Source organism: Pseudomonas sp. LBUM1656, from assembly GCF_059716065.1.
The window spans coordinates 4,485,160-4,498,717 of record NZ_CP166800.1 but is presented as its reverse complement, the minus strand read 5'-3'; the positions used below and the strand labels follow the sequence as shown (position 1 = coordinate 4,498,717).

17 protein-coding genes are annotated in these 13,558 nt (G+C 57.8%); 6 read left to right on the top strand and 11 right to left on the bottom strand.

Annotated features, from left to right (window positions below; genetic code table 11):
- Nucleotides 1-2: 2 nt before the first annotated feature.
- The 7 genes from ACA072_RS20200 to ACA072_RS20170 form a co-directional block, all read right to left on the bottom strand.
- On the bottom strand, nucleotides 3-629 hold the full coding sequence (locus tag ACA072_RS20200) for a response regulator transcription factor (protein ID WP_109633597.1): 627 nt from the start codon (nucleotides 627-629) through the stop codon (nucleotides 3-5).
- A 258-nt stretch (nucleotides 630-887) separates the two neighbouring features.
- A complete protein-coding gene (locus tag ACA072_RS20195; RefSeq protein ID WP_497620136.1) occupies nucleotides 888-1,286 on the bottom strand; it encodes a response regulator in 399 nt (132 codons plus the stop codon).
- 173 nt (nucleotides 1,287-1,459) lie between these two features.
- On the bottom strand, nucleotides 1,460-2,791 hold the full coding sequence (locus ACA072_RS20190; RefSeq protein WP_497620135.1) for a deoxyguanosinetriphosphate triphosphohydrolase: 1,332 nt from the start codon (nucleotides 2,789-2,791) through the stop codon (nucleotides 1,460-1,462).
- Between the two features lie 67 nt (nucleotides 2,792-2,858).
- Nucleotides 2,859-4,022: an EAL domain-containing protein gene (locus tag ACA072_RS20185; protein WP_497620133.1), complete on the bottom strand. Its 1,164-nt coding sequence runs from the start codon at nucleotides 4,020-4,022 to the stop codon at nucleotides 2,859-2,861.
- 126 nt (nucleotides 4,023-4,148) lie between these two features.
- On the bottom strand, nucleotides 4,149-4,490 hold the full coding sequence (locus tag ACA072_RS20180) for a hypothetical protein (protein WP_497620131.1): 342 nt from the start codon (nucleotides 4,488-4,490) through the stop codon (nucleotides 4,149-4,151).
- The gene (locus tag ACA072_RS20175) at nucleotides 4,487-4,876 is read right to left on the bottom strand and encodes a phage holin family protein (protein ID WP_109633588.1); all 390 of its coding nucleotides are present in this window, start codon (nucleotides 4,874-4,876) and stop codon (nucleotides 4,487-4,489) included. Before ACA072_RS20175 ends, ACA072_RS20180 begins: the two co-directional genes overlap by 4 nt.
- A gap of 1 nt (nucleotide 4,877) precedes the next feature.
- Complete coding sequence (locus ACA072_RS20170) at nucleotides 4,878-5,192, bottom strand: ElaB/YgaM/YqjD family protein (RefSeq protein WP_109633587.1); 315 nt, start codon at nucleotides 5,190-5,192, stop codon at nucleotides 4,878-4,880.
- Between the two features lie 304 nt (nucleotides 5,193-5,496).
- On the opposite strand from ACA072_RS20170, the gene ACA072_RS20165 reads away from it, so the two are divergent.
- Nucleotides 5,497-6,705 carry an ammonium transporter gene (locus ACA072_RS20165; protein WP_497620128.1) on the top strand — a complete coding sequence of 403 codons (1,209 nt, stop codon included), beginning with the start codon at nucleotides 5,497-5,499 and terminating at the stop codon, nucleotides 6,703-6,705.
- A gap of 1 nt (nucleotide 6,706) precedes the next feature.
- On the opposite strand, the gene ACA072_RS20160 is transcribed toward ACA072_RS20165, so the two are convergent.
- Nucleotides 6,707-8,419: a cation:proton antiporter gene (locus tag ACA072_RS20160; protein ID WP_497620126.1), complete on the bottom strand. Its 1,713-nt coding sequence runs from the start codon at nucleotides 8,417-8,419 to the stop codon at nucleotides 6,707-6,709.
- A gap of 210 nt (nucleotides 8,420-8,629) precedes the next feature.
- Here ACA072_RS20160 and ACA072_RS20155 point away from each other — a divergent pair, with 210 nt between their 5' ends.
- The 3 genes from ACA072_RS20155 (at nucleotide 8,630) to ACA072_RS20145 (ending at nucleotide 10,314) form a co-directional block, all read left to right on the top strand.
- Nucleotides 8,630-8,866, top strand: a complete 237-nt coding sequence (locus ACA072_RS20155; RefSeq protein ID WP_497620125.1) for a glutaredoxin family protein — start codon at nucleotides 8,630-8,632, stop codon at nucleotides 8,864-8,866.
- A gap of 168 nt (nucleotides 8,867-9,034) precedes the next feature.
- Nucleotides 9,035-9,352 (top strand): transcriptional regulator, encoded by a 318-nt coding sequence (locus ACA072_RS20150; RefSeq protein ID WP_219095298.1) that lies wholly within the window; start codon nucleotides 9,035-9,037, stop codon nucleotides 9,350-9,352.
- Between the two features lie 71 nt (nucleotides 9,353-9,423).
- Entirely contained in the window at nucleotides 9,424-10,314 is an 891-nt protein-coding gene (locus ACA072_RS20145; RefSeq protein WP_497620122.1) for a pseudouridine synthase, read from the top strand.
- Nucleotides 10,315-10,383: 69 nt separating this feature from the next.
- Here the strand turns inward: ACA072_RS20145 and ACA072_RS20140 are convergent, their stop codons facing one another.
- Nucleotides 10,384-10,605, bottom strand: a complete 222-nt coding sequence (locus tag ACA072_RS20140) for a YgdI/YgdR family lipoprotein (protein ID WP_109633577.1) — start codon at nucleotides 10,603-10,605, stop codon at nucleotides 10,384-10,386.
- A 76-nt stretch (nucleotides 10,606-10,681) separates the two neighbouring features.
- A complete protein-coding gene (gene mobA, locus ACA072_RS20135) occupies nucleotides 10,682-11,284 on the bottom strand; it encodes a molybdenum cofactor guanylyltransferase MobA (protein WP_497620120.1) in 603 nt (200 codons plus the stop codon).
- 81 nt (nucleotides 11,285-11,365) lie between these two features.
- Here mobA and moaB point away from each other — a divergent pair, with 81 nt between their 5' ends.
- Both moaB and ACA072_RS20125 read left to right on the top strand, forming a co-directional pair.
- Nucleotides 11,366-11,905: a molybdenum cofactor biosynthesis protein B gene (gene moaB, locus ACA072_RS20130; protein ID WP_497620118.1), complete on the top strand. Its 540-nt coding sequence runs from the start codon at nucleotides 11,366-11,368 to the stop codon at nucleotides 11,903-11,905.
- Nucleotides 11,889-13,115 carry a molybdopterin molybdotransferase MoeA gene (locus ACA072_RS20125; RefSeq protein WP_497620117.1) on the top strand — a complete coding sequence of 409 codons (1,227 nt, stop codon included), beginning with the start codon at nucleotides 11,889-11,891 and terminating at the stop codon, nucleotides 13,113-13,115. Before moaB ends, ACA072_RS20125 begins: the two co-directional genes overlap by 17 nt.
- Nucleotides 13,116-13,181: 66 nt before the next feature.
- On the opposite strand, the gene ACA072_RS20120 is transcribed toward ACA072_RS20125, so the two are convergent.
- On the bottom strand, nucleotides 13,182-13,490 hold the full coding sequence (locus tag ACA072_RS20120; RefSeq protein WP_497620115.1) for a hypothetical protein: 309 nt from the start codon (nucleotides 13,488-13,490) through the stop codon (nucleotides 13,182-13,184).
- Between the last annotated feature and the right edge of the window lie 68 nt (nucleotides 13,491-13,558).

Genomic DNA, 13,558 nt, shown 5'->3' with positions numbered 1-13,558 from the left:
TCTCACACTAACGCGTTGCGTTTTGCCATATCAATGAGTTCAACAAGCGATTTGGCTTTGAGTTTTTGCATGAGGCGTTTTTTATAAGTACTGACAGTCTTGTTGCTCAGGAACATGCCTTTGGCAATTTCCTTGTTAGTGCGGCCCTGGGCAAAAAGTTGCAATACCATCAACTCTCGGTCGTTGACTGACTTGAACAACTCCAGGTCCGCGTATCGCTCATCGTCGGCACGAACAGGATTCAAGGCCTGGCTGGGGAAATAGTTGTAACCTGACAGCACAGCTTTAATCGCGCTCACCAGTTCACTCAGGTCTTCCTGTTTGCAGACATACCCTGATGCGCCGGATTGCATGCATCGAATCCCGAAAAGTGTCGGGCACTGGGCCGTTAGCACCAGTGTTTTCAGGGGGCAACTCATTGCGTTGAAACGGGAGAGAACTTCCAGCCCATCCAGTTTGGGGATGCTGATGTCGAGAATGACCAGGTCGGGCATGCATTCACGAACCATCTGCATGGCGTCGACCCCATTATCAGTTTCGCCGACGACTTTGTAACCCTCATGTTCCAGCAACATTCGGACGGCAAGTCGGATGACGGGGTGATCGTCGACAATAAAAACGGAGTTCATAATCAAATCCCATACGCGCTCAGATAAAGCGCGCACCTTAGCTCAGATAGTTGAGGGGGGCATGAACTGAGGGGGCTGTGGTGGCAATATAGGACAAATCCTACGGAGGAAGAAGAATCGGACTACGGATCAACTAGGTTTCGCATAAGGACGTGTGAAAGTGTTGTATGTGTGTCCGGGTTGTTGAAGAGATGGGTGTGTGGGTTTTATTTGTTTTTAAATGTAGGGTTTTAGTGTGTCGTTGTTGCTTTTTTATAATTAAGCGAGGGTCAACAAGTTTCTGAAGTCTGATTGTTTCAGGGGTTTTATCAAGTAACCCAACAAGGGCAGTCCGTGTTCGCCGGCCATTCTTTCAAGACCGTCCAATTCAAGGGTTGTCAAACTGCTCAGCAATATTGCCTTCCTGATCATTCCTCGTTGACTGGCTAATTCGATCAAATCAAGGCCGGGAAGGTCGGGCAGGCATTGATCGCACAGCAAGATGTCGAAGGGTTGCGACGACTTGAGCATTTGCTGCAAGGCGGCTTCGGCGCTATCAGTTGCGGTGAGTTGCGTGAAGCCATAACTCTCCAGCAGGTATTGGGTTGCCCTGAGCTGAAAGGGATGGTCTTCCACCAGCAGGATGCGCCAATCGTGTTCAGACATAGGATTTTTCATGCTTGATCTGTGGAGCTGAGGGAGCGTGATTATTTCGCGATCAGACCGTTCAAGCGATCAGTCGGCTCTGCACATGGTGTAGGGCGATTCTGCTGATGCGGGGTTTGAAATGAAAAACGCGCAGACGCCGGTCAGCCGTTCAGGAAACCCTGACCCGGCTGATCGATGCAGTGTCAGCCGTGGCTTGAGCGACCGGTCATTTCCAGGGCCATTTGACTGGCATAGCTGTCGGTCATCCCGGCGATGAAGTCGATCATTCTCAGGAACGAGGTGTGCAAAGGCCCGTGAGGATCGGGCGCATTGTTGCCCAGCAGGTCGAGGATGCGCCGGCTCTTGAAGGACGGCGTTCGACCGTTGTGTTGTTCCAGTGCGGCACCACAGAACGCGTTGAGCAGGATTTCGAGGGTGGTGTAAGCGCCGATTTCATGCAGCGTCTTGCGTTTGTCCTGGAAGATCTTTTTGCGCGCCATGTCCTTGGCATTCAATACGCAGCGCTTGGCCGGGCCATGCATGTGTTCCACCAGATCGCCGGGCAGCGTGCCCGCCAGCAGCGAGTCCTGTTGCTCGACGAAGGCCCGGGCGGCGGCATTGGTCAGGTGTTCGATGGCCTTGCCCCGCAGGATCGCCAGTTTGCGCCGACGCGAATCCTGAGGGCCCAATTGGCGGTAGGTTTCCGGCAGATCGTCGCCCACAAGATCGAGAAGTAAAGACTCGACTTCGGCGTACTCCAGAAGGTCCATTTCCAGACCATCTTCCAGATCGATCAGCGCGTAACAGATATCGTCCGCCGCCTCCATCAGGTACACCAGCGGATGGCGCGCCCAGCGCTGTTCCTCCAGTTGCGGCAGCCCGAGTTTAAGAGCGATCTGCTCAAGCAGCGGGAGTTCGCTCTGATAGCAGCCGAACTTGTGCTTCTTGTAGCCCAACGAATCGGCGTGCTTTGCCGTCCATGGATACTTTAGATAGGTGCCCAGCGTGGCGTAGGTCAGCCGGGTGCCGCCGTCGAACTGATGGTACTCAAGCTGGGTGAGCACCCGGAAACCCTGAGCGTTGCCTTCGAAATTGAGGAAGTCATTGCGTTCGACTTCGCTCATTGCGTCCAGCCAGCCACGGCCGGCGGCCTGCTGGAACCAGTGACGGATCGCGTCTTCGCCGGAATGCCCGAAGGGCGGATTGCCGATGTCATGGGCCAGGCAAGCCGATTGCACCACCATCCCCAGGTCACTCGGTTCACACCAGTCGGGCAGGGCGCTGCGAATGGTTTCACCGACGCGCATGCCCAGCGACCGGCCGACGCAACTGACCTCCAGCGAGTGGGTCAGGCGCGTGTGAATGTGATCGTTGCTGGTGACCGGATGGACCTGAGTCTTGCGCCCGAGGCGGCGAAAGGCACCGGAAAAAATGATGCGGTCGTGGTCTTTGTGGAAGGGGCTGCGGCCGAGTTCTTCCGGGCTGTGCAGAGGCTTTCCGAGACGTTCGCGGGTAAGCAGGGTTTGCCAATCCAAGGCTGGACTCTCCGTCAGGTGACTGAGCCTCTAGCTTCCGGGTTCAGGCCTGCGCCTGCAAGCGGAACTAGAGCCCGGCGGCGTCGATGTCGATGAGCAGCAGTCGTTCGCCGTTGTCGAAAAACTGCCCCGCGGTAAGGCAGTACTGATTGCTGGTGGCATCGCGGTAGGTCGTGGACAGAGTCAGGCGTCGCTCCTCCCAGCCCTCGGCCAGCAGTTGATAAAAGTAGGGCCGCCACGACCAGTTATGGCCCAGGTAGCGGTTATCCGCCTCCCAGCCGTTGTTGCGCCATTCCAGATTGGGCGTCAACTGGGTGCCGTGACGGTCGCATTGATAGAAACGCAACAGCCAGGGAAACGCCTGCAACTGTGGCAAGGCGCTCAGCGGCGCGCGGGCCAGAGCCCAGGCTTGCAGGATGGTCATCAATTCGCAGAGTTGCTGGCGCATGATCATCAGTCGCCCGCGTTCGCCCAGTTTCTGCTGAACATAACGCTGGCGCAGTTGCGCGAAACGTTCGACAAAGGCGTCGGTGGCAAAGAAGTCCGCCTGCGCCCGGGCAAATAGAAACCCCTGCACGTAACGTGAACCGCACTCCAGGGCGAAATTCAGTTGAGCTTCGGTTTCCACCCCTTCGGCGATGATCCAGCATCCGGTTTTCTCGGCCATTTGCGCCAGGGCTTTCACCACGTCGCTACTGGGGCCGCCCAATGCTGCGGCCTGGAACAGTCGCATGTCGAGCTTGAGAATGTCCGGTTGCAGGGCCAGCACGCGATCGAGTTGCGAATAACCGGCACCGAAATCATCGATGGCGATCCGTGCCCCAGCCTGTCGGTAACGGGCCACGACCTCGGCCAGGCGCTGGATGTTGCCGCCCAGCTCGGTGATCTCGAAGACGATGCGTTGCGGATCGACGTTGTGCCGGCTCAGTTGCTTGAGGCTCGGCAGCGCCTGGTCCTGCCGTAACCGGCTGATCCAGCGCGGTGAGATGTTCAGGCTCAAAAACCAGTCCGAAGGCGCTTCATACAGACGGCTAAGGGCGTTGTCGCGTATCTGGCGATCAAGACGACGAAGGGCGATGGCGGGGGTTCGCGGGTCGGCGAACAGCGGTCCTACCGAGGCCAGTTGACCGTCGGCCTGACGCAGTCGGCCCAGCGCTTCCACACCGGCGATACGACCGGTGGCGGTATCGATAAACGGCTGAAAGCAGGCGAGCGGTTGCCCGTCGATCACGAGGCCTCCTTAGTAATGTCTTGTTTTTGGATTAATCCGCATACCGGGTAGGCACACAGGATTGAACCTCTCGATAAAGAGGTTAATCCCGGTGGTATTGCAAGAATGCAGCCAGATAGTGGCTATTCAGTCTTTACGCGAAGAGCCTTGCATGACCAGCTTGATCAGCGGCCCGAGCGTTGTGCCCAGGCGAACCAGCCGAGTCAGGCCGCTGGTACCGCCGCTCTTGGCGCCTTTACCGGTCAGAAAACCGAGCAACGTCACGGCCGCCATGCCCCAGAGCGGGGCGTGCTTGATGCCGAAGCCGTCGTGCAGGTTTTGCGTCATCCCGCGTACCCGCTTCAAGGGTTGCATCAACTGCGCGGATTCGTGACGAATTTCCTGGCGATGCATTTCCATGCGCAGGCGTATCAACGCCTTGCGCATTTCGGTGCGCGAGCTGTTATGGGGCAGTTCAGGCAGGCTCATGGCAGCAGACGCTCCCTATCATTGGCCAATTCTTCCAGAGTGCCGTGGAAGGGCGACGACTCATCGAAAATCGCCGCTTTCAGGCGCATGCCACAGAATATTGCAGCCAGGGTGTAGAACACGCAGAGCCCGATGATCGCTGGCAGACGGTAGGTGTCCCAAAACAGGATCAGCACCAGCGTCGACAATCCCACCAGCAACAGCAAGGCAAAGACCAGCGCAAGGCCTGCAAACAGCAACAGGCTTACGGTGCGCGCTTTCTGTTCCTGCAACTCGATGCCGAACAGTTCGACATGGCTGTGCAACAGTCCAAGAAAAGCGGCACCCAGGCGCCGCGATGAGGAGCTTGTGCCCGTCGCGGACGAGCTGGATTCACCGATAGACATATCAGCGCCGAGTGGCCAGCAGGCCAATCAGAAAGCCGACACCCGCCGCGATCCCGACCGATTGCCATGGATTGGTCTGGACGTAATCTTCGGCGGCGGTCACGGCGGCCTGACCGCGTTCGCGCAGGGAGTCTTCGGTCAGTTTCAACGTTTCGCGGGCACGCAGCAGACTGTCGTGGATCTGGCTGCGCAGCTCATCGGCCTGATCGCCCGCCAGGGTGGCGGTGTGTTCCAGTAACCGTTCGGTGTCGCTCACCAGTGTCTGAAAATCGTTCATCAGGATTTCTTGAGCAGTCTTTGCTTTGATGCTGGCCATTGGTGATCTCCGTAAGTGGCTTCTGAAGCGTTCGAGTATGAGCCTAGTGTGAAGGTTCAGTACAAATGACTGGTACAACTTTTGCTATGTCATGGTGCATCAGCCCGCGTCGTTGCGCTGTTGCCGGGCATGATTTCAGGAAAACCCTGATTCAAACAATTAAAACGCGCGTCAGGGTTTCGACCTTGTGCGCCAAAGCGGTTCGCCGGGATCAACGCTTTGATTTTGCGGGCTGCAACTTGGTGCACAACCTCCCTGCGCGAACCGCTTTGGTGCCTTTTTAGCCTTCAGGTCTGCCAACCCCATGGAAAATCTGCAAAGCGCTGTGGACAGTCTGGTCCATAGCTCCAATACGTTGTTCATTCTTATCGGTGCGGTCATGGTATTGGCCATGCACGCCGGTTTTGCATTTCTTGAAGTCGGTACGGTTCGACAAAAGAATCAGGTCAATGCCTTGTCGAAGATCCTCAGCGACTTCGCCATTTCGACCCTGGCCTATTTCTTTATAGGCTATTGGATTTCCTACGGGGTCACCTTCATGCAACCGGCGGCGGTGATCAACGCCGATCACGGCTATGGGCTGGTGAAATTTTTCTTTCTGCTGACCTTTGCGGCGGCGATTCCGGCGATCATTTCCGGAGGTATTGCCGAGCGTGCCAGGTTCGTCCCGCAGTTGTGTGCGACGGCGCTGATCGTGGCGTTCATCTATCCATTCTTTGAAGGCATGATCTGGAACGGCAATTTCGGGCTGCAGGCCTGGTTGCTGGAGCGTTTTGGCGCCAGCTTCCATGACTTCGCGGGCTCGGTCGTGGTGCACGCCATGGGCGGATGGCTGGCGCTCGCGGCGGTGTTGTTGCTCGGGCCAAGGCATGGGCGTTATCGCGAAGGGCGATTGGTGGCGTTCGCACCATCGAGCATTCCCTTTTTGGCATTGGGTTCGTGGATCCTGATCGTCGGCTGGTTCGGTTTCAACGTCATGAGCGCTCAGACGCTGCAAGGCGTCAGCGGATTGGTCGCGGTGAACTCGCTGATGGCCATGGTCGGCGGCACCGTGGCGGCGCTGATCGTCGGACGCAATGACCCGGGGTTTCTGCATAACGGCCCGCTGGCCGGGTTGGTGGCGATCTGCGCCGGTTCTGACCTGATGCATCCGGTGGGCGCGCTGATCACGGGCGTGATTGCCGGGACCTTGTTTGTCTGGTGCTTCACCGCGGCTCAAGTCAAATGGCGCATCGACGATGTGCTGGGTGTCTGGCCATTGCATGGTTTGTGCGGTGTCTGGGGTGGAATCGCCTGCGGCATTTTCGGCCAGAGCGCATTGGGTGGTTTGGGTGGGGTGAGCCTGATCAGCCAATTGATCGGCACCTCGTTGGGTGTGATCGTCGCGCTGCTCGGTGGTTTTGTGGTGTATGGCGCGATCAAGGCGTTGCATGGTCTGCGCCTGAGCCAGGAAGAAGAGTATTACGGCGCGGACTTGTCGGTGCACAAGATCGGTGCCGTGAGCCAGGATTGACTCACTTTTCTTCATCGTCGCTCCCGGGATAAAAACCGTGCAGCAGGCGATAGCGGTCATGCCGTATCTGGTCGGCTCGCTCCTGCACCTGATGCGCGGGTAAACCGAGCATGATCAATGCGTGGGAGGCGAGCATCAGGCTCGACTCCAGGAGTTCGGGCACGACTTCGCTGGCGCCGGCCGCTTTCAACTCGGCCAGTTGGCTGTCGTCCCGAGTGCGTACCAGGATCGGGATTGTTGCGTTCAATCGGCGCGCCTCCTGGAGGATCAGTAGCGCGATGTCGGTCTGGTCCACGGCAATCACCAGCAGCCTGGCGCGCGCCAGACCTACCGCCATCAGCAGTTCACCGCGTCGCGAGTCACCGTAATGCACACAGGTTTCATCCACGGCGGCTTCCTGGACACGCACCGGGTCGGTGTCCAGTGCCAGGTAAGGTTGCAGCGCGTTGCGCAGCGCGCGGCCGATGGACTGCCCCACACGACCATAGCCACAGATCACGACGTGGTTGTGCAAGTCGGCGTTGAGCGCGCTGATTTCTGCCAGTTTGACTTCTTCGTTGGGATTGCGATGCAGGCGTGTTGCAAGGTGGGGCGCCGCGCGCAGCAGCAACGGTGTAACCAGCATCGAGCAGAATGTCGCAGCCAGCAAAAGGCCTCCAAAGTCGGCGGGCATCATTTTGTTTTGCTGCATCAGTGCCATCAGCGCGAAGCAGAACTCGCCACCCTGAGCCAATGCCAGGCCGCTGCGCCACGCGGTTTCGCCGTCGCTGCCGCGCCATTTGACCAGCAACGCGACCACTGCGCCCTTGATGAGCAGTAACCCAAGTGTCAGGCCGAGGATCAGCAGGCCGTGGCTGGCAAACAGCTGCAAGTCGATCAGCATGCCGATGCTGACGAAAAACAACCCGAGCAGGATGTCGCGGAACGGGCGGATGTCTGCCTCGATCTGATGTCGATAGTGGCTCTCCCCCAGCAGCATGCCGGCGAGAAATGCGCCCAGGGCAGGGGAGAGGCCGAGCAGGTGAGTCAGCCACGCAGTCAGCAAAACGATGACCAGCGCCAGCAGCACGAACAGCTCCGGAGAGCGGGCGGCGGCGACCTCATGAAACAGACGGGGCAGCAACCAGCGACTGGCCATCAGCAGACCAACGAACAGCACGACGGTCTTGCCCAACGTGATCGGCAATGCCCAGTACCAGGCCTGATCGCTGTTGCCGGCGAACACCGGCACCAGGGTCAACAGCAGCACAGCCACCACATCCTGGAACAGCAATACGGCGATGGCGTTCTGGCCGTGGCTGCTGAAAATCTCACCGAGGCTGCCCAACTCTTTGCTGACGATGGCGGTGGAAGACAGCGACAGACCGGCTCCGAGTAACAAGGCAGGCGTCGCCGGCATGCCGAACAGGATCAGCAATGCCCCCATCAATAGCCCGGACACCAACACTTGCAGGCTGCCAAGGCCAAATACCACCCGGCGCAGGGCGATCATTTTCGACAGGGAAAACTCCAGCCCCAGGGAGAACAGCAGAAACACCACACCCAGTTCGGCAAGGTCTGGCAACTCTTCGCTTTCATTCACCCAGTTGAATGCCGTCGGCCCGATCATCAGCCCTACGCACAGATAGCCCAGCACCGGTGGCAGACGCAGGCGCTGGAACAGTGCAATCACCACCAGAGAGGAGGCGAGGATGATCAAGAGATTGGCGAACACAAAAAACTCCGGTGAAGGGATCTGGCTACTCAAGCGTAGAGGCAAAATAGCTGCGAGCATCGCGTAAATGAGATTGCTCACGAATGATTTGAGTCAGGGGTTTACCGAAATCTTTTGAAATCGGCCGCTGCCCAGACGTCTGAGGTGTTGGCTCGACTGCGGTTGCTGGCGGGCCTAGAATGAACGCTTAATTTGCTTGGTCTCGTTGTCATGCCTCCTGAATGTCAGCTTTTCGGCACCCTTGGTTGCCATCTCTGTGAAGTCGCTGAAGCCATGCTGATGGAGTTTGTCGAGCACGGTTTGTTAGTGGAACTGGTGGACATCGCTGATGAGGAGACCTACTTCGAAGCGTACAGCTTGCGTATTCCGGTACTGCGTCGGGTTGATACCGGTGCTGAGTTGGTGTGGCCCTTTGATGGGGAGCAGGTCGTGGCGTTCTTACGCTGATCCGCGACGCTGTCGGCATCACTCCCACCCGTCGCGCTCTACGTTTCATGCATTGGCGAAAGGCTGATTATTGAGTTACTGTATGCCTGTACAGTTATTCTGATCGCCTGCCGTGCTTTCCCTGTTTCGGGTTTGGGCGAGCGATCCCGGAAGTCAGAGGGATGAGCCTTGGTCAATGTCGAACAATTGAAAAACAGCGTTAACCGGATGTCGGCGGATGTTGTGCGCGAGGCCGTCCTCGAATTGCGCCTGGATGGACTGGTCCTGGAAGGAAAAACCCCTTTCAACAAACTGCACTTCAATACCTGTTTTGCCGAAATTGAAGCGTTGTTCCAGCGCGCGGGTTATCACCGGCAGCTGGATGTCGTTGGCTACCAGGGGTTGTTGTATGCGCTTTATGATCCAGGTCGCTGGGAAGCGGTTGATGTGTTGCGCTGGCTTAAGGAGTTCACCGAGGCGGCGGCGCGTGCGCAGATCCCGGCTTGAGGATTCTCTTCTAGGTTCGTTCCGGCCACTGTTGGATAATGCCGACCTGTATTGAGGGTCAGAGCTTTCGAATGTCCACTTCATCTTTTTCTGCTGCGCACAATCAGGCCAGCACGCTCTACTTGCCGCCGGGTCCGTGGCAGACCGTGCTCGATTGCCTGTGTGAACACTTCAGCGCTATCGGTCGTGAACAATGGCTGGACAGAATTGCTCGTGGTCGCGTGCTTGACGGGCACGGTCAACCGATTGCCCTTGATATGCGTTACAAGGAAGGCCTGCGGATTCATTACTTCCGTGAGGTGCCGGACGAGAAACCGATCCCGGTGGTCGAGTCGATCCTGTACGCCGACGACCATCTGGTGGTGGCGGACAAGCCGCATTTTCTGCCAGTGACCCCGGCTGGCGAATACGTGGAACAGACCTTGTTGCGACGGTTGATCCGTCGACTGGATAACCCGCATCTGGTGCCTTTGCATCGCATTGACCGACATACGGCGGGACTGGTGTTGTTTTCAGCGAACCCCGAGAGCCGCTCGGCTTACCAGTCATTATTTCCTACACGCCAAATCGAAAAACGCTACGAAGCCATCGCCCGCGCATTGCCGGAACTCACCTTTCCATTGGTTCATAAAAGCAGGCTGGTCGATGGCGAGCCGTTCTTTCGCATGCAGGAAGGTCCGGGCGTCAGCAACACCGAGACGGCAGTCGAGGTTCGTGAAAAGAACGGCGATCTCTGGCGTTATGGACTTTACCCGGTGACCGGCAAGAAACATCAGTTGCGGGTGCACATGAGCGCTTTGGGCGCCAGTATCTGCAACGATCCGTTCTACCCGCAGGTGCTCAAGGATGTCGAGGACGACTATGCCAACCCCTTGAAGCTGCTGGCTCAGGGGTTGCGGTTTGTCGACCCGGTCACTGGCCAGCAGCGTGAGTTTGAGAGCACCATCACCCTGCAATGGTGATCACCCTGCTTCAGGCACGAAAAAGCCCGCTATAAGCGGGCTTTTCTGTATCCGGTGGTGCCGTAAAGATTACAACTCTTTAACGGTACGAACCTGATCCTTGTTGATGCGGGTTTGCTTGCCATCCAGCTGTTCGAACTCGTAGAAACCCGATTCGTCATCGTATTTTGGCGCGTCGACGGCCTGGATTTCGCGACCATCATTCAAGGTGATCACTGTAGGCGATGCGCAACCGGCGAGGGTCGCGAGGCCCAGTGCGAGCATGAAAGTGGCGAGGGTCCGTTGAGTCATGAGTGTGTCTCCGAATATGAATTCTTTTGGTTACTGAGCTTGAGACGTAAACAACGCGCGCAAGTTCCTTCTCGTGTCAGTCTGACACAGTGCGGTGTGTGCTTAACAGCTCTGGCGTGTTGAGGTTGGCCAGCCGAGGGTCATTGTCGGGGCATTGCAGGGCGGTTGCGCCCAGTTTGCGCATGAGGCGACCCGGACTGCGTTCGCCGTCGTGCCATGCCTGTTCGAAATCCGCCGAGAGTGCTACGGGGATGATGCAAAGCAACGGTTCCCAATGCTCGTCATGGCGCAGCATCAATGGTTTGTCCGGATGCTGGCGGGCCGTTTCGCGCATGCTGTGGAGCAGGGCCGCATCGATGCGCGGCACGTCGCACGGCAACACCAGCAGACTGGGATGGCGGGCGGCCTTGAGTCCTGCGCGAATACCGGCCAAGGGTCCCGGGAAGTCGCCTTCATCGTCATGGACCAGTCGGTCGGCGTAAGGCGCGTATTTTTCCAGGTTCCTGTTGCAGGAGATGATCAGGTCGTCACTCAGCTCGCGAGTCTTGCGATGCAAATGCACAATCAGCGGCTCACCATGCCATTCCAGTAAACCCTTGTCCTGGCCGCCCATGCGTTGGCCTCGGCCACCTGCCAGGAGCAGAATGGAGCAGGGCGGCAATTGAGTATTCGAGGGCATGGCAAGTCTCCATGGGGGCGGCGAAAAAACGAGGCGCTGTGATATAACACCGGGCTGTTTATCCTACAACTGGACGAGCCTATGAAAGCCAAGGCTGAAGTACCTTTCGCGCCGCTCAACATAGCGGTGTTGACTGTCAGCGATACCCGCACCCTGGAAACCGATACGTCAGGACAGGTCTTCGTCGACCGCTTGAGCGCTGCCGGTCACAACCTGGCCGCTCGGGTTTTGCTTAAAGATGATCTCTACAAAATTCGCGCGCAAGTCGCCAACTGGATTGCCGACGATGTCGTGCAGGTGGTGTTGATCACCGGCGGTACGGGGTTCACGGGGCGCGACAGCACACCCGAAGCGGTGAGCTGTCTGCTGGACAAGCAAGTCGATGGTTTTGGCGAGCTGTTCCGGCAAATTTCGGTCGCGGATATTGGCACGTCGACTGTTCAGTCCCGGGCTCTGGCGGGGTTGGCCAATGGCACGCTGGTCTGCTGCTTGCCGGGTTCGACCAACGCTGTGCGCACCGGCTGGGATGGCATTCTTGCTGAACAGCTGGATTCGCGGCACCGTCCCTGCAATTTCGTGGCTCACCTGAAACAGGCGGAACCCTGTGAATCCCGTGGGTAAGCCTGGCAAAACCGGCAGCTTGATGGCGGTCGAGGTAGCGTTGGCGCGTTTGCTGGAAATGGCTGAGGCTTCAGCGATCTGTGAGCGTGAGTGCTTGCCGTTGGCGCAGGTTGAAGGTCGTGTACTGGCCGATAATCTGGTCTCGACGCTTGATCTGCCGCCCTGGCCGAACAGTGCCATGGACGGCTATGCCTTGCGCATCGCTGACTGGACGGGAGAGCCGTTGGTGGTCAGTCAGAAGATTTTTGCCGGCCAGGCTCCCGAACCGTTGAAGCCAGGGACCTGCGCCCGGATCTTTACCGGTGCGCCAGTACCGGAGGGTGCTGATTGCGTCGAAATGCAGGAGAACGCCGAGGTCCAGGCGGATGAGCGCGTCCGTTTTATCGAGACGATGACCCCGGGTCAAAACATCCGCCCACAAGGCCAGGAAACCACCGTTGGCGAACTTGTTTTGCCGGCTGGCACACGCCTCGGACCTATCGAGCAGGGCCTGGCAGCGTCGCTGGGATGCGCTGAGCTTGAGGTGGTTCGCAAGGTCCGTGTTGCGGTTCTGTCAACCGGAGATGAATTGATAGAGCCGGGCCAGCCCCTTGGGCCGGGACAGATTTACAACAGTAATCGCGTGTTGCTGTGCAGTTGGTTGCAGCATCTGGGCTGTGAAGTGATCGATGCCGGAATTCTTCCAGATGATTTACCGACCACCCGCGCCCGCCTTGGCGAGTTGAAGGATGTCGACCTGATCCTTTCTACCGGCGGTGTGTCTGTCGGAGAGGCCGATTTTCTGGGCATTGCCTTGCGCGAAGAGGGCGAGTTGAGCCTGTGGAAACTCGCCATCAAGCCAGGCAAGCCCCTGACGTTCGGGCATTTTCGCGACGTCCCTGTGATTGGTTTGCCCGGCAACCCGGCATCGACGCTGGTTACATTTGCCTTGTTGGCGAGACCCTATCTCTTACGTCGCCAAGGCGTGAAAGAGGTTGAGCCGTTGAAGTTCCAGGTGCCGGCAGGGTTCGATTGGCCCAAGGCAGGCAATCGCCGAGAGTATCTGCGTGGCCGCCTGGAGAAGGGTCAGGCAATCATCTACAAGAATCAGAGCTCTGGGGTGCTTCGCAGTGCCGCCTGGGCCGATGGCCTGGTTGAAGTGCTGGAAGACCGCACGTTGATCAAAGGCGATTACGTTAACTTCATTCCGCTGAGTGAAGTCCTGAGCTGATCCCGCTGACAGTCTTGCTACGCTAGCCCGGCTGATCGCGCCGGGGCTTGCGTACACGACTGGCGTTCAACGAGCCAGAAGTGTAACGATCTGATCGAAGCGGCTGTTGGCGATCCAGCCCAGCAGCCCCAGGACAACGGCTGTTCCACCTGCGGAATAGGCCAGCCGGTGTTTGATGGATTTAACATGACCACGGATCTCTTCCATCTCTCTTCGGAGGTATTTGAGGTGTGTCTCGAGTTCAATGACGCGAGGTTCCATGTCAACTCCTCGGGCGGGCTTTGCGCTGTTACTGAATTCAGCCTGGTGATTGGCGCGATTTTCTGCCAATGGCGCGACCTGGTTGATCGGTAACCTGATGTCATGACTTTGCATGGACTGAAACGCTCCTTGCTTGGGAGCCCATGGCGTGGCCGACACTTTTGTTGATTGCGCTTTGTGTG

Excerpts from the sequence above, each read along its gene's own strand:
- ACA072_RS20180 (WP_497620131.1), bottom strand. The coding sequence starts at position 4,490 with ATGAGCCTGCCTGAACTGCCCCATAACAGCTCGCGCACCGAAATGCGC.
- mobA (WP_497620120.1), bottom strand. The coding sequence starts at position 11,284 with ATGCCCTCGAATACTCAATTGCCGCCCTGCTCCATTCTGCTCCTGGCA.
- ACA072_RS20155 (WP_497620125.1), top strand. The coding sequence starts at position 8,630 with ATGCCTCCTGAATGTCAGCTTTTCGGCACCCTTGGTTGCCATCTCTGT.
- ACA072_RS20195 (WP_497620136.1), bottom strand. The coding sequence starts at position 1,286 with ATGAAAAATCCTATGTCTGAACACGATTGGCGCATCCTGCTGGTGGAA.
- ACA072_RS20165 (WP_497620128.1), top strand. The coding sequence starts at position 5,497 with ATGGAAAATCTGCAAAGCGCTGTGGACAGTCTGGTCCATAGCTCCAAT.
- ACA072_RS20170 (WP_109633587.1), bottom strand. The coding sequence starts at position 5,192 with ATGGCCAGCATCAAAGCAAAGACTGCTCAAGAAATCCTGATGAACGAT.
- ACA072_RS20145 (WP_497620122.1), top strand. The coding sequence starts at position 9,424 with ATGTCCACTTCATCTTTTTCTGCTGCGCACAATCAGGCCAGCACGCTC.
- moaB (WP_497620118.1), top strand. The coding sequence starts at position 11,366 with ATGAAAGCCAAGGCTGAAGTACCTTTCGCGCCGCTCAACATAGCGGTG.
- ACA072_RS20120 (WP_497620115.1), bottom strand. The coding sequence starts at position 13,490 with ATGCAAAGTCATGACATCAGGTTACCGATCAACCAGGTCGCGCCATTG.
- ACA072_RS20200 (WP_109633597.1), bottom strand. The coding sequence starts at position 629 with ATGAACTCCGTTTTTATTGTCGACGATCACCCCGTCATCCGACTTGCC.
- ACA072_RS20140 (WP_109633577.1), bottom strand. The coding sequence starts at position 10,605 with ATGACTCAACGGACCCTCGCCACTTTCATGCTCGCACTGGGCCTCGCG.
- ACA072_RS20175 (WP_109633588.1), bottom strand. The coding sequence starts at position 4,876 with ATGTCTATCGGTGAATCCAGCTCGTCCGCGACGGGCACAAGCTCCTCA.